Origin of the sequence: Pantoea dispersa (assembly GCF_019890955.1) — a bacterium.
Taxonomy (GTDB): Bacteria; Pseudomonadota; Gammaproteobacteria; order Enterobacterales; family Enterobacteriaceae; genus Pantoea; species Pantoea dispersa.
On sequence record NZ_CP082346.1, the window covers coordinates 1,313,640 to 1,335,980 of the forward strand.

General features: G+C 60.6%; 22 protein-coding genes. 16 read left to right on the forward strand and 6 right to left on the reverse strand.

From position 1 onward, the window contains the following. The first annotated feature begins 22 nt into the window (after positions 1 to 22). Complete coding sequence (gene fabB, locus K7H94_RS06050) at positions 23 to 1,243, forward strand: beta-ketoacyl-ACP synthase I (RefSeq protein WP_021509164.1); 1,221 nt, start codon at positions 23 to 25, stop codon at positions 1,241 to 1,243. 62 nt (positions 1,244 to 1,305) lie between these two features. On the opposite strand, the gene pdxR is transcribed toward fabB, so the two are convergent. Continuing rightward, positions 1,306 to 2,724, reverse strand: coding sequence for a MocR-like pyridoxine biosynthesis transcription factor PdxR (pdxR, locus tag K7H94_RS06055; RefSeq protein ID WP_222951801.1), 1,419 nt, complete (start codon positions 2,722 to 2,724; stop codon positions 1,306 to 1,308). An 86-nt stretch (positions 2,725 to 2,810) separates the two neighbouring features. On the opposite strand from pdxR, the gene K7H94_RS06060 reads away from it, so the two are divergent. Beyond that, entirely contained in the window at positions 2,811 to 3,254 is a 444-nt protein-coding gene (locus tag K7H94_RS06060; protein WP_058769886.1) for a rhodanese-like domain-containing protein, read from the forward strand. A 14-nt stretch (positions 3,255 to 3,268) separates the two neighbouring features. On the opposite strand, the gene flk is transcribed toward K7H94_RS06060, so the two are convergent. The 4 genes from flk to K7H94_RS06080 all read right to left on the reverse strand — a co-directional run bounded on the left by flk (position 3,269) and on the right by K7H94_RS06080 (position 7,348). Next, positions 3,269 to 4,300 (reverse strand): flagella biosynthesis regulator Flk, encoded by a 1,032-nt coding sequence (flk, locus tag K7H94_RS06065; RefSeq protein ID WP_021509167.1) that lies wholly within the window; start codon positions 4,298 to 4,300, stop codon positions 3,269 to 3,271. A 118-nt stretch (positions 4,301 to 4,418) separates the two neighbouring features. Continuing rightward, positions 4,419 to 5,927, reverse strand: a complete 1,509-nt coding sequence (locus K7H94_RS06070) for a tripartite tricarboxylate transporter permease (RefSeq protein WP_222951802.1) — start codon at positions 5,925 to 5,927, stop codon at positions 4,419 to 4,421. A 12-nt stretch (positions 5,928 to 5,939) separates the two neighbouring features. After that, on the reverse strand, positions 5,940 to 6,371 hold the full coding sequence (locus K7H94_RS06075; RefSeq protein ID WP_021509169.1) for a tripartite tricarboxylate transporter TctB family protein: 432 nt from the start codon (positions 6,369 to 6,371) through the stop codon (positions 5,940 to 5,942). 11 nt (positions 6,372 to 6,382) lie between these two features. Continuing rightward, positions 6,383 to 7,348, reverse strand: coding sequence for a Bug family tripartite tricarboxylate transporter substrate binding protein (locus tag K7H94_RS06080; RefSeq protein WP_245001412.1), 966 nt, complete (start codon positions 7,346 to 7,348; stop codon positions 6,383 to 6,385). Between the two features lie 132 nt (positions 7,349 to 7,480). On the opposite strand from K7H94_RS06080, the gene tctD reads away from it, so the two are divergent. After that, a complete protein-coding gene (tctD, locus tag K7H94_RS06085) occupies positions 7,481 to 8,152 on the forward strand; it encodes a transcriptional regulator TctD (RefSeq protein WP_021509171.1) in 672 nt (223 codons plus the stop codon). Further along, positions 8,143 to 9,519, forward strand: coding sequence for a sensor histidine kinase (locus K7H94_RS06090; RefSeq protein WP_222951803.1), 1,377 nt, complete (start codon positions 8,143 to 8,145; stop codon positions 9,517 to 9,519). The genes tctD and K7H94_RS06090 overlap by 10 nt, the downstream gene beginning before the upstream one ends. Here the strand turns inward: K7H94_RS06090 and K7H94_RS06095 are convergent. Further along, positions 9,506 to 10,411, reverse strand: coding sequence for a DMT family transporter (locus K7H94_RS06095; protein WP_215800800.1), 906 nt, complete (start codon positions 10,409 to 10,411; stop codon positions 9,506 to 9,508). The two genes, K7H94_RS06090 and K7H94_RS06095, sit on opposite strands and share 14 nt — an antisense overlap. A gap of 95 nt (positions 10,412 to 10,506) precedes the next feature. Here K7H94_RS06095 and K7H94_RS06100 point away from each other — a divergent pair, with 95 nt between their 5' ends. The 12 genes from K7H94_RS06100 to argT all read left to right on the forward strand — a co-directional run bounded on the left by K7H94_RS06100 (position 10,507) and on the right by argT (position 22,218). Then, complete coding sequence (locus tag K7H94_RS06100; protein WP_222951804.1) at positions 10,507 to 11,286, forward strand: AraC family transcriptional regulator; 780 nt, start codon at positions 10,507 to 10,509, stop codon at positions 11,284 to 11,286. A gap of 57 nt (positions 11,287 to 11,343) precedes the next feature. Beyond that, positions 11,344 to 12,480: a 4-phosphoerythronate dehydrogenase PdxB gene (gene pdxB / locus K7H94_RS06105; protein ID WP_222951805.1), complete on the forward strand. Its 1,137-nt coding sequence runs from the start codon at positions 11,344 to 11,346 to the stop codon at positions 12,478 to 12,480. A 77-nt stretch (positions 12,481 to 12,557) separates the two neighbouring features. Further along, positions 12,558 to 13,568: an aspartate-semialdehyde dehydrogenase gene (locus tag K7H94_RS06110; RefSeq protein WP_215800802.1), complete on the forward strand. Its 1,011-nt coding sequence runs from the start codon at positions 12,558 to 12,560 to the stop codon at positions 13,566 to 13,568. After that, positions 13,568 to 14,380 (forward strand): tRNA pseudouridine(38-40) synthase TruA, encoded by an 813-nt coding sequence (truA, locus tag K7H94_RS06115; protein WP_058758421.1) that lies wholly within the window; start codon positions 13,568 to 13,570, stop codon positions 14,378 to 14,380. Before K7H94_RS06110 ends, truA begins: the two co-directional genes overlap by 1 nt. Before the next feature lie 27 nt (positions 14,381 to 14,407). After that, complete coding sequence (locus tag K7H94_RS06120; RefSeq protein WP_010617492.1) at positions 14,408 to 15,070, forward strand: DedA family protein; 663 nt, start codon at positions 14,408 to 14,410, stop codon at positions 15,068 to 15,070. A 132-nt stretch (positions 15,071 to 15,202) separates the two neighbouring features. Next, positions 15,203 to 16,111 (forward strand): acetyl-CoA carboxylase, carboxyltransferase subunit beta, encoded by a 909-nt coding sequence (accD, locus tag K7H94_RS06125; protein ID WP_021509178.1) that lies wholly within the window; start codon positions 15,203 to 15,205, stop codon positions 16,109 to 16,111. Positions 16,112 to 16,183: 72 nt separating this feature from the next. Then, complete coding sequence (gene folC / locus K7H94_RS06130) at positions 16,184 to 17,452, forward strand: bifunctional tetrahydrofolate synthase/dihydrofolate synthase (protein WP_222951806.1); 1,269 nt, start codon at positions 16,184 to 16,186, stop codon at positions 17,450 to 17,452. Continuing rightward, positions 17,442 to 18,191, forward strand: coding sequence for a cell division protein DedD (gene dedD, locus K7H94_RS06135; RefSeq protein WP_058769894.1), 750 nt, complete (start codon positions 17,442 to 17,444; stop codon positions 18,189 to 18,191). The genes folC and dedD overlap by 11 nt, the downstream gene beginning before the upstream one ends. 250 nt (positions 18,192 to 18,441) lie before the next feature. After that, positions 18,442 to 18,927, forward strand: a complete 486-nt coding sequence (cvpA, locus tag K7H94_RS06140) for a colicin V production protein (RefSeq protein ID WP_021509181.1) — start codon at positions 18,442 to 18,444, stop codon at positions 18,925 to 18,927. A 33-nt stretch (positions 18,928 to 18,960) separates the two neighbouring features. Then, the gene (purF, locus tag K7H94_RS06145) at positions 18,961 to 20,478 is read left to right on the forward strand and encodes an amidophosphoribosyltransferase (protein ID WP_222951807.1); all 1,518 of its coding nucleotides are present in this window, start codon (positions 18,961 to 18,963) and stop codon (positions 20,476 to 20,478) included. 113 nt (positions 20,479 to 20,591) lie between these two features. Further along, the gene (locus tag K7H94_RS06150; protein ID WP_058758424.1) at positions 20,592 to 21,161 is read left to right on the forward strand and encodes a UbiX family flavin prenyltransferase; all 570 of its coding nucleotides are present in this window, start codon (positions 20,592 to 20,594) and stop codon (positions 21,159 to 21,161) included. Positions 21,162 to 21,435: 274 nt separating this feature from the next. Next, complete coding sequence (gene argT, locus K7H94_RS06155; protein WP_031280032.1) at positions 21,436 to 22,218, forward strand: lysine/arginine/ornithine ABC transporter substrate-binding protein ArgT; 783 nt, start codon at positions 21,436 to 21,438, stop codon at positions 22,216 to 22,218. Positions 22,219 to 22,341: the final 123 nt, after the last annotated feature.

Below are 22,341 nucleotides of genomic sequence, written 5' to 3' on the forward strand. Positions count from 1 at the left end.
GAAGTGGAATGAGGACTATTGAATGAAACGTGCAGTGATTACTGGCCTGGGTATCGTTTCCAGTATTGGTAATAACCAGCAGGAAGTGCTGGCTTCCCTGCGTGAAGGCCGTTCCGGAATCACTTTCTCCGAAGAGATGAAAGATGCCGGCATGCGCAGCCATGTATGGGGTAACGTCAAACTGGACACTAACGGGCTCATCGATCGCAAAATCGTGCGTTTCATGAGTGATGCCTCAATCTATGCCTATCTGTCGATGGCAGAAGCAATCAAAGATTCCGGCCTGACGGATGAGCAGTACCAGAACAACCCGCGTGTTGGTCTGATTGCCGGTTCCGGTGGCGGTTCCCCGCGTTATCAGGTGTTCGGTGCCGACGCGATGCGTGGCCCGCGCGGCCTGAAAGGCGTTGGCCCGTACGTGGTGACCAAAGCGATGGCGTCCGGCGTCTCTGCCTGCCTGGCTACTCCGTTCAAAATCCACGGCGTCAACTACTCCATCAGCTCGGCGTGCGCGACGTCAGCACACTGCATCGGCAACGCGGTGGAGCAGATTCAGCTGGGCAAACAGGATGTGGTATTTGCTGGCGGCGGCGAAGAGCTGAGCTGGGAAATGGCCTGTGAGTTCGACGCCATGGGCGCGCTCTCGACGAAGTACAACGAAACCCCGGAAAAAGCGTCGCGTACTTACGATGCCAGCCGTGACGGTTTCGTGATCGCCGGCGGCGGCGGTATGGTGGTAGTGGAAGAGCTGGAGCATGCGCTGGCGCGTGGTGCCCACATCTACGCTGAGATCGTCGGCTACGGCGCAACCTCTGACGGCGCTGACATGGTGGCACCGTCAGGCGAAGGCGCGGTGCGTTGCATGAAGATGGCGATGCAGGGTCTGGATACGCCAATCGACTACCTCAACACTCACGGCACGTCAACGCCAGTCGGCGACGTGAAAGAGCTGGGCGCGATTCGCGAAGTGTTTGGCGACAACACGCCATACATCTCTGCGACCAAAGCCATGACCGGTCACTCGCTGGGTGCGGCAGGTGTGCAGGAAGCGATTTACACTCTGCTGATGCTGGAGCACAGCTTCATCGCGCCAAGCATTAACGTGGAACAGCTGGATGACGCAGCGAAGGGCATGAACATTGTGACGCAGCCAACCGAAAAAGCGCTGACCACGGTGATGTCCAATAGCTTCGGCTTCGGTGGCACCAACGCCACGCTGACCCTGCGTAAATACCAGGCGTAACGCTTACGCTAATGCTCAAAGGCCGGTTAATCCGGCCTTTGTTGTTTTTGTCGCTGACGGATTCAGGTTGCCAGCAGCCTTACCAGCTTCGCGCAGGCGCGGTCAATTTCGCCGGGCGTCAACGCGGCAAAGCCGAGTATCCAGCCCTGCTGTTTCGATGCGCCGGCGTAAAGGGGTGACAGCGGCGGCAGCAGCAGACCGTCGGCCTGCGCCAGGTGTGTGAGCCGCGCCTCATCTCCCTGTAATAACTCAACCGTCAATTGCAACCCGCCTGTTGCCGGCAGCGGCCGCAGCCACGGCTGCAGATGCTGTTCCAGCTGCGCCAGCAGCCGATCGCGCCGGCTATGATAGAGCTGACGCATCAGCCGCAGGTGGCTGGCGAAATAGCCTTGCTGGATAAATTCGGCGGTGATCGCCTGCGACAGCAGGGCGCTGTGGCCGTCCAGTACGCTGCGCGCGCGACCCAGCGCCGTCACCAGCGCCGCGGGCACCACCATCCACGCCAGTCGCAGCGATGGAAACAGGGTTTTGGAAAAGGTCCCCAGGCTGATGACCCGGCTATCGGCTTCCATCCCCTGCAGCGCCGGCGCCGGGCGACCGTCATAGTGAAATTCACTGTCGTAGTCATCCTCGATCAGCCAGCTATCGTGCTGACGAGCCCACGCCAGCCACTGCAGCCGCCGCGCGAGGCTCATCGGTGTGCCGGTCGGATACTGGTGGCCGGGCGTCAGATACACCAGTTGCGCCCGGCCGCTGAGTGGCAGCGCGCCCTGATCGTCCAGCGGCATGGCGCGGCAGCGGGCACCGGCGGCGAGAAAGGCGTTCCGTGCGCCACGGTAGCCCGGCTCCTCCAGCCACACTTCATCCTCTGCATCCAGAAACATCAGCGCCAGCAGCTGCAGCGCCTGCTGTGAACTGGTGAGCATGATGACCTGCTCAGCCGTACAGCGCACGCCGCGCGACAGCGCCAGATAATCCGCCACCGCCTGGCGCAGCGGCGCATAACCGAGCGGATCGCCATAGCCCATCACCTGACTGCCCAGCGCGCGCTGTACGCTGTGGCTCAGCCGCTGCCACTGGCGGTGCGGAAACGCGCGCAGTTCCGGTGATCCGGCGGCAAAGGCAAGGGGAAAAGGGGGATCCTGGCAGCCACCGGTCGCCAGCACCTGCGTGCCGCGCTGCGAAAAGCGCGGTGCGCGCTGCGCTGTCGCCTTTTCCGCCGGTGGTTGCAGGGCGATAGCGACGAAGGTGCCGCGTCCGCTGTGCCGCTGCACATAGCCTTCGCTCTCCAGCTGGCTGTAAGCGGCTTCGACCGTCACGCGTGACAGCGCCAGATCGGCAGCCAGCTGGCGGCTGGAGGGCAGCTTCTGCCCGAAGCGCAAATGGCCGCTGATAATGGCCTGGCGCAGCGTAGCGCACAGCCGCTGACGTAAGCCGCCCTGCGTCTGATGGCGAAACAGCGGCAAAAAGGCATGGTGCATAATGGTCTTATCGCTACGGTCAAAGTGGTATCAGGATGCAGACCACTTTGCCGTACACTGCAGGGACATCACAACAGGAGAATGCCATGTCAGCCGTTTTGTTTTATCCGCCCGCCAGCCCGCAGCACAGCGTGGCTTATTTGCAGCACAAACTCAGCTATTACACCGATGCCTGGGATCTGGCGGCGGATTTGGCGCAGGGCGTCACGCAGATTGTGGTGATTGATGCCCGCAGCCGCGACGCGTATCAGGCCGGACATATCTGCGGCGCGCTGTCGTTGCCGCATCGCGAGATGGATGCGGCCAGCACCGCTCGGCTCGATCGTCACCGCGTCTACGTGACTTACTGCGACGGCATCGGCTGCAACGGTTCGACCAAAGCGGCGCTAAAGCTGGCTGAGCTGGGGTTTCAGGTTAAAGAGCTGATTGGCGGGCTGGATTTCTGGAAGCGCGACGGCCACCCGATGGCGTGGGGCGCGGCGGCAGGCGAGTGGCCCGCCGCTGCACCCGCAGCGGAGTGCGGCTGCTGAGTGCGATGGCTTAACTACAGCAGCAGCCAGAGCAAAAAGAAGAACAGCGCCAGGCCGAGCACCAGCGTCAGCGCCGGGCGCTGCGCCAGTGGACGCGGCAGAATTTCAACAAACGGTGCCCAGATTGGCTGCGGACGCAGCTCGCTGTCGGCCAGCGGCGTTTCGCTGTTGCGCTCGGCGCGGCGGCTGAACAGCAGCATCAGCAGATCCTGACTCTGCGCCGGCGTCAGCAACGTCTGCGGCGTGGCCTGGAAGCGCTGCAGGCTGTAATCCTCCAGCATGCGCTGCTCGTCGTGGCTCAGCGGCTGTTTGAGCGAGCTTTCCAACAGCTGCAGCGTCGGCGCGCTGTGCTGGCTCAGCGTCTGGCGCACCTGTAAAAACTGCGTCAGCAGCGGGAAGTGGCGCGACGGAACCGGGTCGCCGCTCTTCAGATTGACCAGTTTCAGCGTGTCGGCCAGCACTTTTACCGGCGATTCCCCGGTCGCGGCGGCAAGGCGCGTGACCTGCTGGTTAAGCGCCTGCTGTTCGGCAGGCAGCAGGGTGCGATCGGTGGTGCGCGTCTGCTGCGGCTGCGGGATAGCCATCTGACCGTTCTGCAACATGGTCAGCACCTGACGCAGCTGATCCTGGCTCAGCGCGCTTAACACCGTCTGGTTAAATTGCTGACGGATAAAGTCGCTTACCGCCTGGCGATTGTTACCCTGAGGCAGCTTTTCCAGCAGCTGCTGCAACAGCTGGCGCGTGGCGTGGCTGTTCTGCACCTGCGTCAGACGGCTGTTGAGATGCTGCTCCGCCGCCGGAAAGTGGCGCGACTGCAGTTCGGCATCATTTTTCACGCCCACTTCGTGACGTATGCCAGCCCACAGTTCGGGCGCTTTCAGCGTGCTGAGTGACATGATCCGGACGATCAGGCGTTCCAGCGTGGTGCGCTGGGCCGGGGAGAGCGGCTGGTCGCCCAGTGCCGCGCCGGGGCGGCCGGTGCCGTTAGCCGGGTTAACAGAGGAACGATCGCCCGCGGGCACACCGGGACCGCTGAGAGGTTGCATGGCGGAATCCTTGAAAACGAGTCAGATCCGGGTGCGCCGGAAAAACGATGGCACATGATAGCAAAAGCCCCCGGGAAATCCACGGGGGCGGCAGGGAGAAAAACAATAAGACACGGATTTATTCGGCGGCGGCCAGCTTCATACGCTTGCGACGCCAGCGCTTCCACAGCGGCGGCACCATCAGCACGGCGACAGCCAGCACCAGCAGCACTTTACAGATCAGGCTTTCCCACAGAATCGGCAGGTGGCCGTTACTGATTGACAGCGCGCGGCGCAGGTTCTGCTCCAGCATTTCGCCCAGTACAAAGCCGAGAATCAGTGGCGACATCGGGAAATCCATCTTACGCAGGATATAGCCGAAAATACCCAGCCCGACCATCAGCAGCAGGTCAAACGTAGTGCTGTGGACCGCATACACGCCCACCGCCGAAATCGCGGCAATTGCCGGTACCAGGAACCACAGCGGAATGGTCAGCATGCGCGCAAAGATGTTGATCATCGGGATGTTCATGATCAGCAGCATCACGTTACCGATCAGCAGTGCGGCGATCAGCCCCCAGACGATGTCCGGCTGCTCGGTGAACATTGCCGGACCGGGCGTGATGTTATACAGCGTCAGCGCGCCGACCATCACCGCCGTGGTGCCGGAGCCGGGAATGCCCAGCGTCAGCATCGGGATAAACGATCCGCAGGCTGAGGCGTTGTTCGCCGCTTCCGGCGCTGCCACGCCGCGAATGTCACCCTTGCCAAACTGATCGCTGCCGCTGATTTTCTTCTCACTCATATAGGCAATGGCGCTGGCGATGGTGGCACCGGCACCTGGCAGCACGCCGACAAAGAAGCCAATGAACGAGGCGCGCAGCGTTGCGCCGGTGGCCTGTGCCGCCTCTTTCATATTGAACAGCATGCGGCCGCTGGCGCGCACCATCTTCTGGCCGCTGCTGGTGGACTCCAGCATCAGCAGAATTTCGCTCACCGAGAACAGACCGATGACCACCACCACAAACTGGATGCCGTCTGAGAGATGCACGCTGTCAAAGGTAAAGCGATAAACGCCGGTATTCGCATCGACGCCCACCGTCGCCATGCCGAGGCCGATCAGTGCAGCAAGAAACGACTTCAGCGGGTTGTGGCTCATCATGCTGCCGAGGCAGGCGATGGCGAACACCATCAGCGCGAAATACTCTGCCGGACCAAACGCCAGCGACCAGTTGGCGAGGATTGGCGCAAACAGAATGATGCCGATGATGGCAATGGTCGAGCCGATAAACGAGCTGACCGCCGAGATCGACAGCGCCACGCCGGCTTTGCCCTGCTGCGCCATCGGATAGCCATCCAGCGCCGTCATGATCGCCCCGGCATCCCCCGGCACGTTGAGCAGAATCGAGGAGATGCGCCCGCCATATTCGCAGCCGATATACACCGTTGCCAGCAGGATCAGCGCGGATTCCGCCGGTAAGTGCAGCGCAAACGCCAGCGGCATCAGAATCGCGACGCCGTTAATCGGCCCCAGCCCCGGCAGCAGGCCGACGATGGTGCCGATAAAGCAGCCTATCAGGGCAATCATCAGGTTTTCCGGCGTCATGGCGACGGCGAAGCCCTGCATCAGAAAAGACCAGGTATCCATAAGTGACTCCCGTTAGCTCAGCCAGCTGCCGAAGGGCAGGGTGACATCCAGCAGATGATCGAAGGCGTAGAACAGTGAAATGCCCATTACCGCGCCGGAGAGCGCCGCCGCCCACCAGCGCGCACCAAACAGCATGCCGATGCCAAAGGTCAGCAGCGTGGTACACAGGGCAAAACCAAGACGCTCAAACAGCCAGCCGTAGACAATTAGCATTACGCACAGCGCCAGCAGCTTTTTCAGCGTTGAGGCCACCGGCCACTGCACGCTGTCCGGCTTGCGCAGCAGCATCATCACCGCGCAGATCGCCATCAGCCCGAGCAGCAGCAGCGGGAAAGGGCGCGGGCCAACCGGTTCGTAGCTGTACTCGCTCTGAATCTGCCAGCCGATAAACAGTCCGGCCAGGCACAGCACCAGCCAGACGGCAGCAAAAATACGATCGCTCATGTGCGCCTCCGTTATTTCGCCAGGCCGAAGGATTTCGCCTGTTCGCGATAGTCAGCCACCTGTTTTTTCACGTAAGCGTCCAGCTCGCTCCCGAACAGGTTGAACTCAAACAGACCGCGCAGATCGCGCTGCTGCTGAAACTCTTTGGTGGTGACCAGTTTTTTAAACGCCTGTTCCCACCACTGATAATCGGCGTCGCTGACTTTAGGGCCGAGGTAATAGCCGCGAATGATCGGCCACTCGACGTTAAAGCCCTGCTCTTTGGCGGTCGGGATGTCAGCCAGTTCGCCCGGCAAACGTTTATCGCTCATCACGGCCAGCACGCGCATCTTGCCGCTTTGCAGATGGGGCACCATTTCGCTCATGTCGCCTGATACCACCTGGATGTGATTGCCAAGCAGCGCGGTGACCGGTTCGCCGCCGCCTTCGAACGCCACATAGCGCATTTTGCGCGGATCGATACCGGCTTCCCGCGCCAGCAGCGCCGTTTTCATCCAGTCCTGGCTGCCGATGGAGGCGCCGGCACCAACCACCACTTTGGTCGGATCGTTCTTCATCGCCGCCAGCAACTCGCCCAGCGTTTTCCACGGTGCATCGGCACGCACCGCCACCATGCCGTAATCGGTGCCGACGGCCGCCAGCCACTTCACGTCATCCACCGAATAACGGCCAAACTTGCCCTGCGACAGGTTCAGCAGCGACCCGCCGGAGAAGGCCACCAGCGTGCCTGCTTCGGCGGGCCGCTGCGCAATGATGGCGTTATAGGCCACGGCACCGACGCCACCGGGCATGTAGGTTACGCGCATCGGCGTGGTGATCTGCCCGGTTTCCTGCAGCGAAACCTGGATCAGTTTACAGGTCAGATCAAAACCGCCGCCGGGTTTGGCCGGGGCGATACATTCGGTCCGCTCGGGTGCCGCAGCCTGTGCCGCAGAAAGAGAAAAAGCCAGCAGGGTTGTGGCAAAGGCGGTGCGCATTGTTTTTTTCATCTGTCGCTCCATTGTTTCTTCCAGAGTGTGATTGCCACCGAACATTCGGGGTTGCTGAATTGTTAAAACAGCAACCTTTCATTTACCTTTCAGCCATCGGCAAAACTAACAGGATGTGATATGCGTCTCTTACTGGTGGAAGATACCGTGGAGCTGGCCAACTGGCTGCAGAAAGCGCTGACGCAAAAAGGCTTCGCCGTGGACTGGGTGGCCGACGGGGTGGCGGCGGACCATGTGCTGCAAAGCGAAGACTATGCGCTGGTGGTGCTGGATGTGTCGCTGCCGCGGCTCGATGGCCTGGCGGTGCTGGCGCGCCTGCGCCGGCGTGGGCAACACGTGCCGGTGCTGCTGCTCACCGCACAGAGCGCGCTGCAGCAGCGCGTCCAGGGACTGAATGCCGGCGCCGATGATTACCTCACTAAACCGTTTGAGCTGGACGAGCTGGACGCGCGGTTGCGCGCGCTGCTGCGCCGCAGCCAGGGCCAGGCCACGCAGACGCAAAGCCTCGGCCAGCTGGAGCGCGATGCGGAAGGCTATTTCCTGCTGAATCACAAACCGCTGCCGCTGACGCCGCGCGAGGCCAGCGTGCTGTCGACGCTGATGCAACGCCCGGGGCGGCCGGTGTCGCGCCAGCATCTGTACGAGCAGACCTTCACGCTGGCGGATGAGGCCAGCCCGGAGAGCATTGAGCTGTATGTGCATCGGGTACGCAAAAAGCTGGCGGGCAGCGACGTGGCGATCGTTACGCTGCGCGGGCTCGGTTACAGTCTCGAGGTTCAGCCGTGCGACTGATTCACTCGCTGCGCGGCGAATTGCTGGCATGGCTGGGGGTGCCGCTGCTGCTGCTGTGGGGATTGTCGGTCTACACCCACTATCAGAGCGCGCTGCAGGCGGCAAATCAGGCCTACGATCGCTCGCTGCTGGCCTCGGCGCGCACCGTGGCCGAGCGGCTGGTGGTACGTCATCAGCGGCTGGAGGTGGATGTGCCGTGGGTGGTGCTGGACAGCTTTGAGCGCAACATGAACGACCAGCTGTTCTACCAGGTGATTTCGCCTGAAGGGCACACGCTGTCCGGCTATCCCGATTTACCGCTGGTGCCGGGCAACGCGCCGCTGTCCGATATCTATCCGGCGCTGGTACATTTCTACGATGCGCACTACCGCAAGCAGCCGATTCGCGTGGCCGCGCTGTGGCAGCCGGTGAACGAGGAAGGCGTGCAGGGCATGGCGCTGGTGCTGGTGGCGGAAACGCTTAACTCACGCCACGCCTTTGCCGACAGTCTGCTGCGCACCGCGCTGATCAGCCAGAGTTTTCTGGTGCTGATCACGCTGCTGCTGGCCGGGCTGCTGCTGCGTAAAGTGCTGCGCCCGCTGCGCCGGCTGTCACGCATGATGCTGCGCCGCGCGCCGGGCGAACTGACGCCGCTGCCGTCGCTGCTGCCGTGGTCAGAACTGCAGCCGCTGATCGTCGCCTTCAACCGCCATCTGGAGCGGCTGCGCGGACTGCTGGCAAGGCAGGAGCGCTTTAGCGCCGATGTGTCGCACCAGCTGCGCACGCCGCTCACCATTCTGAAAACCCAGGTCGGCGTCGCGCTCAGCAGCGACGATCCGCAGCAGTGGCGCGAAAGCCTGCAGGGCATGCGTCATACGCTGGACGACACCGTCCAGCTCACCGATCGCCTGCTGCAGCTGGCGCAAATCAGGGCGCGCCACGGCGAAGACAAGCCCTTCAGCAAGGTCAACCTGAGCGACATCGTGCAGCAGGCCTGTTTCAGCGGCTATGCGGCGGCGCGGCGTAAACAGATCGATCTGGGCTTTGAAGAGCAGGCGGCGAGCCAGGTGCAGGGCGATGCGCTGCTGCTGGCCGAGCTGTGCGCCAACCTGCTGGATAACGCCATCAAATACACGCCGCACGGCGGCACGGTGACCGCGCGGCTACGGCAAAAGGTGCTGGAAATTGAAGACAGCGGGCCGGGCATCGCGGCGGAGCAGCAGCGTCAGGCACTGCAGCCGTTTGGCCGGCTCGATCACGCCAGCCAGCCCGGCGCGGGCATTGGACTGGCGCTGGTGCAGGATATCTGCGCCTGGCACGGCGCCCAGCTGCAGCTGGACCGCAGCCCGCAGCTGGGCGGCCTGCGGGTGACGGTCAGCTTTCGCTGATCGGCGGAGCCATCACGCGTGCTTTACGCAGCGGGGTTTTCAGCCGCTGCGCCAGGATCACCCCGATCAGCGTCAGACCGCCGCCAATCCAGTGGTAAGCATGCAACTGTTCGTGCAGGAACAGCACGGCAATGAGGGCGGTAAACACCGGCACCACGTTCATGAAAATACTGGTGGTGCTGGCGCCGAGGCGCTGCACGCCAAGGATCCACAGGAACGGCGCCACAATCGAGGCAAACAGCCCGGCGAACAGCACCAGCGGAATATTGTCGGCGTTCAGCGCCACCTCCGGCGCGTGCCAGAAGCCGGGCAGCAGCAACAGCACGCCGAAGAAGATTTGCACGTACAGGCTTTGCCACGTCGGCAGCGGAATCGCCCAGCGTTTCGTCAGCACGCCGTACAGCGCGTAGGAGGTTGAGGCTGCCAGCATCATCAGCTCGCCGTTACCGAGGCGCTGACTCAGCAGCTGTGCCGGGTTGCCGGCGCTCACCAGCCACACCAGCCCGGCAAACGACAACAGGCCGCCAATCAGAATGCCGCGCGTCGGCGCAAGGCGCAGTACCACCAGGCTGAGCAGGATGGTCAGCAGCGGAATGGTGGCGCCAAGAATCCCCATCATCACCGCCGAAACGCTGTGTGCCGCATAATAGGCGAGGCTCTGGTACAGCACCATGCCGAGCAGGCCCAGCACCAGTAAGCGCCACAGCTGGCTTTTGATGGTGTGACGATGGCGCCATACGCCCGGCAGGCAGAACGGCGTGAGTACCAGCAGCGCCAGCAACCAGCGGTAAAAGGAGATGGCAGCAGGATCGATGCTGCCGGCAGACAGCTTGCTGACGATGGTGTTGATCGACCAAATCAGCACCGCCACCAGCGGTAACAATAAGTTCATAGTACGGCTCCAAATGTAAATCGCGACTAGCTTACGTTTGACCGGTTTAAAGCAGATAGTTAAAATCGGACAAAATTCGTTAGTGACCGGACAGAATGAATCTTCAGGTTGAGTATCAGCCACCGCGTGACGCGCCGCTGCTGCGTTTTTTCATGCGCTATGAGCAAACCAACGCCAAAACCGAATACCTGCCGCACCAGCACGACTGGGGCCAGGCGATATTTGTCACCAGCCACGTGCTGGAGATGGAAGTGGAGGGCGAGCGGCTGCTGACGCCGGCCGAAATGCCGATCTGGATCCCGCCGGGCCATCGCCACAGCAGCTACAACCACTGTCAGGCGCAGTTTCGCACCTTCAACCTTGCCGCGGATTTATGCGCCGGCATGCCGGAGAAAGCCTGCCTGCTGAGCGTGGATGCCATCGTGCACGCCATCATGAATGATTTTGCCCGCCGCGCGCTGGAGCAGCCGCAGAGCGACGCCGACTGGCGGCTGTGCGAAGTGCTGATTGATCGGCTGCGTCTTGCACCAGTGAACACCAGCTATCTGCCGATGTCCGACGATAAATTCCTCGCACCGATTCTGCGCGCGCTGGAAGAGAACCCGGGTGATAACACCACGCTGGCACAATGGGCGAAGCGCGTGTTTACCACTGAGCGTACGCTGGCGCGGCGCTGTCAGCAGCAGTTGCAGATGTCATTCAGCGAGTGGCGCCAGCGTTTACGCTTTTTGCGCGCGATTGCGCTGCTGGAGCAGGGCTGCAGCGTGCAGGGCATCGCCCACGAGCTGGGTTACAGCTCCGCCTCCGCGCTGATCGTGATGTTTCAGCAGCAGGCGGGCACCACGCCGGATCGCTATCGCAGTCGGTTAGGTTAATCCCCGGCTTTGTGCCATGATATGCCCCGTTTATTTCAAGCAGACAGGACCGCCGCCGTGAAAATTCTCGTCGATGAAAATATGCCCTACGCCCGTGAACTGTTCAGCCGCACCGGAGAGGTGGGGGCGGTGCCGGGCCGCCCGCTGCCGGCAACCGAACTGCAGGATGCCAGCGCGCTGATGGTGCGCTCCGTCACCAAAGTGGATGCCGCGCTGCTGGCCGGCACGCCGGTGAAGTTTGTCGGCACCGCCACTGCCGGCACCGATCATGTCGATGATGCCTCGCTGGCGGCGGCCGGGATCGGCTTCTCGGCCGCGCCGGGCTGTAACGCGATTGCGGTGGTGGAGTACGTGTTCTCCGCGCTGCTGCTGCTGGCCGAACGCGACGGCTTTGATCTGCGCGATCGCACCGTGGGCATCGTCGGCGTCGGTAATGTGGGCGGACGGCTGGCTAAACGCCTCGCCGCGTGGGGAGTAAAAACCCTGCTGTGCGATCCGCCGCGCGCCGATCGCGGCGATGACGAAGATTTCCACTCGCTCGACGCGCTGGTGGCCCAGGCCGATATCCTGACCTTTCACACGCCGCTGTTTAAAGACGGCCGCTACAAAAGCTGGCATCTGGCGGATGCCGCGCTGCTGATGGCGCTGCGCCCCAACACCATTCTGATCAATGCCTGCCGGGGTCCGGTGGTGGATAACGCCGCGCTGCTGGAGGTGCTCCGGTTGCGTAACGATCTCAGCGTGGTGCTGGACGTGTGGGAACCGGAGCCGGATCTCAACCTCGATCTGCTGGACAAGGTCGATATCGCCACTGCGCATATCGCCGGTTATACCCTTGAAGGGAAAGCGCGCGGTACCACTCAGGTGTTTGAGGCGTGGAGCGAATTTATTGGTCAGCCGCAGCAGGTGGCGCTGGACACGCTGCTGCCGCGCCCCGAGTTTGGCACCCTTACGCTGCACGGCAAGCTCGATCAGCCGACGCTGAAACGCCTGGTGCATCTGGTGTATGATGTGCGCCGCGACGATGCGCCGCTGCGCAAAGTGGCCGCGCAGCCGGGCGAATTTGATCGCCTGCGCAAGCAGTATGTCGAGCGCCGCGAGTGGTCTTCGCTGCAGGTGATCTGTGATGAGGCGGAGAGCGCGGCGCTGCTCAATCAGCTTGGCTTCAGCGCCACGCTGCAGGCGAATCACTAATCTCTGATTTTTCTGAATTAATGGGCGATGCATGTCATCGCCTCTCTTTTTTATGTCATTGTCTGGAGTAAACCAACATGTCTGACGGCTGGAATATTGCGCTACTGGGCGCGACAGGCGCAGTAGGGAACGCTGTACTGGAACTGCTGGCGGAACGCCAGTTCCCGGTTGGTGAGTTATATCTGCTGGCGAGTGAAAACAGCGCCGGAGAGAGCGTGCGCTTTGATGGCCGCTCGCTGCGCGTGCAGGATGCGGTGGAATTTGACTGGTCGCAGGCGCAGCTGGCGTTCTTTACCGCCGGTCGCGAGGCGTCGGCGCGTTATGCCGAAGAAGCCGCCAGCCAGGGTTGCCTGGTAATCGACAGCAGCGACCTGTTGGCGCTGGAGCCGGACGTGCCGCTGGTGGTGCCGGATGTCAATCCACAGGTGCTGGCGGATTACCGTAATCGCAACATCATTACCGTGGCCGATGCGCTGGTGAGCCAGCTGTTAAGCGCCATCAAACCGCTGGTGGATACCGCCGGTTTAGGCCGTCTGCAGGTGACCAACCTGGTGTCGGTCTCCAGCCACGGTAAAGCAGCAGTTGATGGACTGGCCGGTGAGAGCGCGCGGCTGCTGAACGGCGTACCGGCCGATGAGCACTATTTTGGCCGCCAGCTGGCGTTCAACCTGCTGCCGCAGCAGGCGGACAGTGCCGGCAGCGTGGCGAGCGAGCGCCGGCTGGTCGATCAGGTGCGTAAAGTGCTGCAGGACGAAGGGTTACCGATTGCGGTGAGCAGCGTGCAGGCGCCGGTGTTCTACGGCAACGCGCAGATCGTCTATATCGAAAACCTGCGGCCGCTGTCGGCGGAGGAAGCGCGTGACGAACTGGCGCGCGCCGACGATATCAGCCTGAGCGACGACGGTGATTACCCGACGCCGGTCAGCGACGCTTCCGGCAGTGAAGCCCTGAGCATTGGCAGCGTGCGCAACGACTACGGCATCCCGGAGCTGCTGCAGTTCTGGTCGGTGGCCGACAACATCCGCTTCGGCGGCGCGCTGATGGCGGTGAAAACTGCAGAGAAGCTGGTGCAGGAGTATCTGTATTAATGCTGGAAGACGCGACCCCGTTTAAGCTGGCGCTCGGCATTGAGTATGACGGCAGCCGTTACTACGGCTGGCAGCGCCAGAATGAAGTACGCAGCGTGCAGGAAAAGCTGGAAAAAGCGCTGGCGAAAGTGGCCAATCACCCGGTGAACGTGTTTTGCGCCGGACGCACCGACGCGGGCGTGCACGGCACCGGCCAGGTGGTGCATTTTGAGACCACCTCCTCGCGTGCCGACAGCGCCTGGACGCTGGGCGTGAACGCCAACCTGCCGGACGATATTGCGGTGCGCTGGGTGAAAGCGGTGCCGGAAAGCTTTCACGCGCGCTTCAGCGCCACCGCGCGCCGTTATCGCTACGTGATCTACAACCAGCGGCTGCGTCCGGCAATTCTCGGCAACGGCATTACCCATTTTTACCATCCGCTGGATGCGGAAAAGATGCACCGCGCCGCCCAGGCTTTACTGGGCGAGAACGATTTTACTTCGTTCCGTGCGGTGCAGTGCCAGTCGCGCACGCCGTGGCGCAACGTGATGCATCTCAACGTCACGCGCCTGGGGCCGTACGTGATTGTGGATATCAAAGCCAATGCCTTTGTACATCATATGGTGCGTAATATCGTCGGCAGTCTGCTGGAGATTGGCTGCGGCAATCAGCCGGAAACGTGGATGGCCACGCTGCTGGCGGCAAAAGATCGTACGCTGGCGGCGGCAACGGCGAAAGCCGAAGGGCTGTATCTGGTGGCGGTGGATTACCCTGCTCAGTTTGCGTTACCTCAGCCTGCGCTGGGACCGTTGTTCCTCGCGGATTCATTTTAATCGGAAAGTGTCAGGGAGTTAGCTGTTATGGAGTTTATCCACTTTATCGTCGATTTCATTCTGCACATTGACGTGCATCTGGCCGAGCTGGTGGCGCAGTACGGCATCTGGATTTACGCCATTTTGTTCCTGATTCTGTTCTGTGAAACCGGGCTGGTGGTTACGCCGTTCCTGCCGGGTGATTCGCTGCTGTTCGTCGCCGGTGCGCTGGCGGCGCTGCCGGGCAACGACCTCAACGTGCACCTGATGGTGACGCTGCTGGTGATTGCCGCGATCCTCGGCGACGCGGTTAACTACACCATTGGCCGGCTGTTTGGCGAAAAGCTGTTCAGTAACCCGAACTCGAAAATTTTCCGCCGCAGCTACCTCGACAAAACCCACGCGTTTTACGATCGCCACGGCGGCAAAACCATTATACTTGCGCGCTTTGTGCCAATCGTGCGAACCTTTGCCCCCTTTGTGGCGGGAATGGGACACATGTCTTATCGCCACTTCGCGCTCTTTAACGTGACAGGCGCGCTGCTGTGGGTCCTGCTATTCTCCTATGCCGGTTACCTGTTTGGTGACCTGCCGGTGGTGCAGGAAAACCTTAAGTTGCTGATTGTTGGCATCATCATTGTCTCGGTACTGCCAGGCGTGATTGAAGTGTGGCGTCACCGCCGCCAGGCGCGTCAGCACAAGTCGCAGTAAGCCTGTTACCAGATTTTTATCCACAGCGTGAACGGGTTGTGGTTTAATGAGCGACATTTACGGCCTGCTGAAGGTGATTTCAGCAGTAACGACAAGACTGGACCAGGTCAGCATTAAACAGAAAGGTCATCAATGAGCTGGATTGAACGCATACTGAATAAAAGCACTACCACGCCTTCGCGCAAAGCCAGCATCCCGGAAGGGGTGTGGACCAAATGCGATAGCTGTGGTCAGGTGCTGTACCGCGCCGAGCTGGAGCGCAACCTTGAAGTCTGCCCGAAGTGCGACCACCACATGCGTATGCACGCGCGCGAGCGTCTGCATAGCCTGATGGATGAAGGTTCGATGACAGAGCTGGGTAGCGAGCTGGAACCGAAAGACCTGCTCAAGTTCCGCGACTCGAAGAAGTACAAAGATCGTCTGGTTGCGGCACAGAAAGAGACCGGCGAGAAAGATGCGCTGGTGGTAATGAAAGGCCAGCTGCACGGTATGCCGGTGGTGGCCGCCGCGTTTGAGTTCTCCTTTATGGGCGGCTCAATGGGCTCGGTGGTCGGCGCCCGTTTCGTGCGTGCGGTTGAGCAGGCGCTGGAAGACAACTGCCCGCTGATCTGCTTCTCCGCCTCAGGTGGTGCGCGTATGCAGGAAGCGCTGCAGTCGCTGATGCAGATGGCGAAAACCAGTGCGGCGCTGGCAAAAATGCAGGAGCGCGGTCTGCCGTATATTTCGGTACTGACCGACCCGACCATGGGTGGCGTCTCCGCCAGCTTCGCGATGCTGGGCGATTTGAACGTCGCAGAGCCAAAAGCGCTGATCGGCTTTGCCGGCCCACGCGTAATTGAACAGACGGTACGTGAAAAGCTACCGCCGGGCTTCCAGCGCAGTGAGTTCCTGATTGAAAAAGGCGCGATCGACATGATCATCCGTCGTCCGGAAATGCGCTTTAAGCTGGCCAGCCTGCTGGCGAAAATGATGAACCTGCCGGCACCGCTGCAGGATGGTGATCGCCCGACTGCGGCTGAGCCGGAGAGCAACGAAGCCTGACAGGCAACCGAAAGGCGCAGAGTGATGCGCCTTTTTATTCATGCACCACATCGTAAAGAGCTAACAGGGCACATGGACACTCTTCACCTCCCGCAAGCCACGTCGCCTCTGGCCACGTGGCTTCATTATCTTGAGCATCTGCATTCTCAGGCTATCGATCTGGGCCTGGACCGTATTCAGCGCGTCGCCGCACGCCTCGACCTGCTAAAACCCGCTCCGTTTGTCTTCACCGTCGCCGGCACCAATGGCAAAGGCACCACCTGCCGTACGCTGGAAACCCTGCTGATGGCCGCAGGCTATCGCGTTGGCGTCTACAGCTCGCCGCATCTGGTGCGTTACACCGAACGCGTGCGCGTGCAGGGCGCTGAGCTGGATGAAGCCCGGCACAGCGCCAGCTTTGCCGCCATTGAGGCCGGACGCGGCGATATTTCGCTCACCTACTTTGAGTTTGGCACGCTGTCCGCGCTCAATCTGTTCCGTGAAGCGCAGCTGGATGTCGTGATTCTGGAAGTGGGGCTGGGCGGCCGGCTGGATGCGACAAACATTGTCGACGCCGACGTGGCGGTGATCACCAGCATTGCGCTGGACCACACCGACTGGCTGGGGCCGGATCGCGCCAGCATCGGCCGCGAGAAGGCCGGCGTATTCCGCGGCGGTAAACCGGCGGTGGTCGGCGAGGCCGATATGCCCGACACCATTGCCCAAGTGGCCGCGGAGAAGGGTGCGCAGCTGTTACAAATTAACCGCGACTGGCAGTGGCAGCGCGAGGGCGACACTTGGACGCTGCAGGATGCCCAGGGGGAACTGCGCGATCTGCCGCTGCCCCAGGTGCCGCTCCCCAATGCGGCCACCGCCATTGCGGCGCTGCGCGCTTCCGGCCTGACGGTGAGCGAGACGCTGATTCGTCAGCATCTGCCGCTGGCGATTCTGCCGGGACGTTTCCAGACGGTCAGCACCGCGCCGCGCGTGATCCTTGATGTGGCACACAATCCGCATGCGGCTTATTATCTGGCTTCACGTCTCGCTGAGCTGCCGGCACACGGCACGGTGCATGCGGTGGTTGGCATGCTGCACGACAAGGATATCGCCGGGACGCTGGCTGCGCTGGCACCGCAGGTCAACCGCTGGTACTGCGCGCCGCTCGACGGCCCGCGCGGGGCGTCCGCTGATCAGCTGATGGCGCATCTGCAGGGCGGCAGCGCCTGGCAGAGCGTTGAAGCCGCGTGGCAGGCGGCGCGGCAGCAGGCTCAGCCCGACGATGTGATTCTGGTGTGCGGCTCGTTCCACACCGTAGCGCAGGTGATGCAATCGATGGCAGCGGAGAACGGCAGTGGCAAGTAAGTTTCAGAATCGTTTAGTGGGCACGGTGATTCTGGTGGCGATTGGCGTCATCGTGTTACCGGGTCTGCTGGACGGTAAGAAAAAGCATTATAAAGAGGAGTTCGCGGCGATTCCGCTGGTGCCAAAGCCTGACGATCAGCAGGACAGCGAAATGGTGCCGCCGGTGACGCAGCCGCTGCCGTCGCAGCCGCCGGAAGGTGCGAGCGCGGCGCAGCAGGCGCCCGCCAGCAGCGCAACGCAGAGCAGTGCCGCCAGCGGCAGCACGCAGCCAGCGCAAAACAGCCAGCCCAGCGTCGTGACGCCGCCGCCGGTGCACCAGCAGCAGAAGCCGGCAGAGCAGGTGAAGCCGAAGCCGGTCGAGCAGCCCAAGCCTAAACCGGTGGAGCAGCCGAAACCGAAGCCGGCAGAACAACCGAAAGCGACAGAACAGCCAAAAACTACAGAGCAGCCTAAAGCGGCGGAAACGCCGAAGCAGAGCGAGCCGGCCGCGCCAGCAGGACAGGCGTATGTAGTGCAGCTCGGCGCGCTGAAGAACGCCGCCAAAGTGAATGAGATCGTGGCGCAGCTGCGGCTCTCCGGCTATCGCGCTTTTACCGTGCCGTCGACGCCGGTGCAGGGGCAGATCACCCGCATTTACGTGGGGCCGGATGCGTCCAAAGCGAAGCTGCAGGGTGCCCTCGGCGAGCTGAAAGGCATCTCCGGCCTCGGCGGGGTTGTGAAGCCGTACAGCACACGCTGATCAACTGATAAGCCGCGCCGATAGCAGAAACAGGCGCGGCTTTTGGCGTATTTTTTAGCGAAGCGTTACTGAAAATTTATGGAATATCAGCAGGTTAAATGGCTGACATCAACAAGGGCGAGGAAAGTTTTTTTCATCGCCCTTTTTCTCGGGACAGAACCGGAAAACCCTACGCAAACGTTTTCTTTTTCTGTTAGAATGCGCCCCGAACTGGATGCAGGGGTGCAAATGCACTGTACTGGAAGCGTTCATGATCTGGATTGATTACGTCATTATTGCGGTAGTTGGTTTTTCGGCTCTGGTCAGCCTGATTCGCGGGTTTGTCCGGGAAGCCTTATCTCTTGTTACCTGGGGATGCGCGTTTTTTGTCGCCAGTCATTACTACGCCTACCTTGCAGTCTGGTTTACAGGTTTTGACGACGAACTGGTTCGCAACGGCATCGCCATCGCGGTGTTATTCGTTGCCACCCTGATTGTGGGTGCCATCGTGAACTATGTGATCGGCTCGCTGGTTGAGAAAACCGGCTTGTCGGGAACCGACAGGGTGTTGGGGGTCTGTTTCGGGGCGTTGCGTGGCGTGCTGATTGTATCCGCCATTCTCTTCTTCCTTGATACATTCACCGGCTTTTCAAAAAGTCCGGACTGGCAACAGTCTCAACTCATTCCCCAGTTCAGTTACATCATCAGGTGGTTTTTCGATTACCTGAAAAGCACGTCGAGTTTTTTACCCCGGTAACACCGGGAGTGCGGCTAATGAGGAAATGACAACATGTGCGGTATTGTTGGTATCACCGGTTTTATGCCAGTAAACCAGTCGATCTATGACGCGTTAACGGTGCTGCAGCACCGCGGGCAGGATGCCGCCGGCATTTGTACCATCGATGCGCTGAACTGCTTCCGTCTGCGTAAGGCCAATGGCCTGGTCAGCGACGTGTTTGAAGCGCGCCACATGCAGCGTTTGCAGGGAAATATGGGTATCGGCCACGTGCGTTATCCGACTGCCGGCAGCTCCAGCGCCTCTGAAGCGCAGCCCTTCTACGTGAACTCGCCGTACGGCATCACGCTGGCTCACAACGGTAACCTGACCAACGCCCATGAACTGCGCAAGCAGCTGTTCGAAGTCGGTCGCCGTCATGTGAATACCACCTCAGATTCCGAAATCCTGCTCAACATCTTTGCTCAGGAGCTGGATCGTTTTCAGCACTATCCGCTGGAAGCTGACAACATTTTTGCTGCCGTGGCGGCAGTGCATCAGCAGGTGCGCGGCGCTTACGCCGTGGTGGCGATGATTATCGGTCACGGCATGGTTGCGTTCCGCGATCCTAACGGTATCCGTCCGCTGGTACTGGGCAAGCGTGAGCTGGCCGATGGCCGCACCGAATACATGGTGGCCTCAGAGAGCGTGGCGCTGGATACGCTCGGCTTCGAATTTATTCGTGACGTTGCGCCAGGCGAAGCGGTGTACATCACCGAGCAGGGTCAGCTCTCGACGCGCCAGTGCGCAGCGAACCCGAAAAGCAATCCGTGCCTGTTCGAGTACGTTTATTTTGCGCGTCCGGACTCGTTCCTCGACAAGATCTCCGTCTACAGCGCACGCGTGCGCATGGGCACCAAGCTGGGCGAGAAAATTGCCCGCGAGTGGGAAGATCTTGATATTGACGTGGTGATCCCAATTCCGGAAACCTCGACCGATACCGCGCTGGAGATCGCCCGTATTCTTGATAAGCCGTACCGCCAGGGTTTTGTGAAAAACCGCTACGTGGGCCGTACCTTTATTATGCCGGGCCAGCAGCTGCGCCGCAGTGCGGTGCGCCGTAAGCTCAACGCCAACCGCGCTGAGTTCCGCGATAAAAACGTGCTGCTGGTGGATGACTCGATTGTGCGCGGCACCACCTCTGAGCAGATTATCGAGATGGCGCGTGAAGCGGGCGCGAAGCGCGTCTATCTGGCGTCGGCGGCACCGGAAATCCGCTTCCCTAACGTCTACGGCATCGATATGCCGAGCGCTACCGAGCTGATTGCGCACGGCCGTGAAGTGGAAGAGATTCGTCAGCTGATTAAAGCCGATGCGCTGATTTTCCAGGATCTGCAGGATCTGATCGACGCGGTGCGTGAAGAGAACCCGGATATTGCCCAGTTCGAATGCTCAGTGTTCAACGGCATCTACGTCACCAAAGACGTTGACCTGCAGTATCTGGAATATTTGCAGTCGCTGCGTAACGACGATGCCAAAGCGATTGCGCGTCAGAACGAAGTGGAGAACCTGGAACTGCATAACGAAGGTTAAGGTCAGTCTCAGGCAGACGAAACAGGGCGGGCGCAATCCCGCCCTGTTTGTTTTTGTATTTATGGCGGCGGAGCGGCTATTATTGGCGCACTCTTTTGCAGCAAGGCAGAATTATGAAACGACTCATCATTGGTATTTCCGGCGCCAGCGGCGCGATCTACGGCGTGCGTATGCTGCAGGTGCTGCAACCGTTAGCCGAAGTGGAAACCCATCTGGTGATGAGCCCGGCGGCGCGGCAGACGCTGGCGCTGGAGACCGATTACAGCCTGCGTGACGTGCAGGCGCTGGCCGATGTGGTGCACGATGTGCGCGATATCGCCGCCAGCATCTCGTCCGGCTCGTTCAAAACGCTGGGTATGGCCATTCTGCCGTGTTCCATGAAAACCCTGTCGGGCATTGTGCACAGCTATAGCGACAGTCTGCTGACGCGCGCCGCCGACGTGGTGCTGAAAGAGCAGCGCCGGCTGGTGCTGTGCGTGCGGGAAACCCCGCTGCATCTCGGTCATCTGCGCATGATGACCACCGCCGCCGAGCTTGGGGCGCTGATTATGCCGCCGGTGCCGGCGTTTTATCACCGCCCGCAGTGCATCGACGATTTGATTGATCAGACGGTCAACCGCGTGCTGGATCAGTTTGATATCGAGCTGCCGGAAGATCTGTTTACCCGCTGGCAGGGTGCATGATGGTGCAATAATGCACTGAATGCGTGCAAAAGCGCGGGGCCGATCACTGTTCGTGCATCTTGTGCACCAAAAGTTAACAATCTCACTTTTTCTTCCTCACACCGCTGTTATATTTCCCTCACAAACTAAGTGCTTGCGTCGCAGATGGACGCGGTATTTAGTGCGCCTGCGCACAGTTTCGCCGATTTGCACAACTGGCATGAAACCTGCAAAACATTCAGCGCAAACACATCACGCACCACATAACAATAAGCACTTCACTTGAGGGTTACCTATGAAAAAGCGAGTTCTGGCTCTTTCTCTGATGCTGGCTATGTCCGGCGCTGCGAGCGTGTTCGCAGCGGTACCGCAGTCGCTGCGCATCGGGACCGATCCAACTTACCCGCCGTTTGAGTCCAAGAACGCGCAGGGCCAGCTGGTTGGCTTTGATATCGACCTGGCCAACGAGATCTGTAAGCGTATCAAGACCAAATGTACTTATGTGGAAAGTGATTTCGATGCGCTGATCCCGTCGCTGAAAGCGAAGAAGATCGACGCCATCATCTCTTCACTCTCGATCACCGAGAAACGTCAGGAAGAGATCGCCTTCTCGGAAAAACTGTATGCAGCGAACGCGCGTTTAGTGGCGCCGAAGGGGTCTAAACTGCAGCCGACCATTGAGTCGCTGAAGGGCAAGAACATCGGCCTGCTGCAGGGCACCACGCAGGAAACCTACGCCAATGAATACTGGCGTCCAAAAGGGGTGACCGTCACGCCGTATGCCAACCAGGATCTGGTGTATCAGGACCTGAACGCTGGCCGTATTGATGCGGCGTTCCAGGATGAAGTGCAGGCGAGCGAAGGCTTCCTTAAGCAGCCGGTCGGGAAAAACTACGCGTTCGCCGGTCCGGCGGTGAAAGATGACAAAATCTTTGGCGTCGGCACCGGTATGGGCCTGCGTAAAGATGACGCCGATCTGAAAGCTGCCATCGACAAAGCCTTTAACGACATGCGCAAAGACGGTACCTACGACAAGATTGCGAAGAAGTACTTTGATTTCAACGTTTACGGCGATTAAGACTCCTGTTCCTGGACGGGTGTATTGAGTCACGCTAACGTGGGTCATAACTATTCACTCCGGGCGCTTACTTATGTAAACTCCCGGAGTTCATACGCTTGCCACCATCCTTCCGTGATTCAC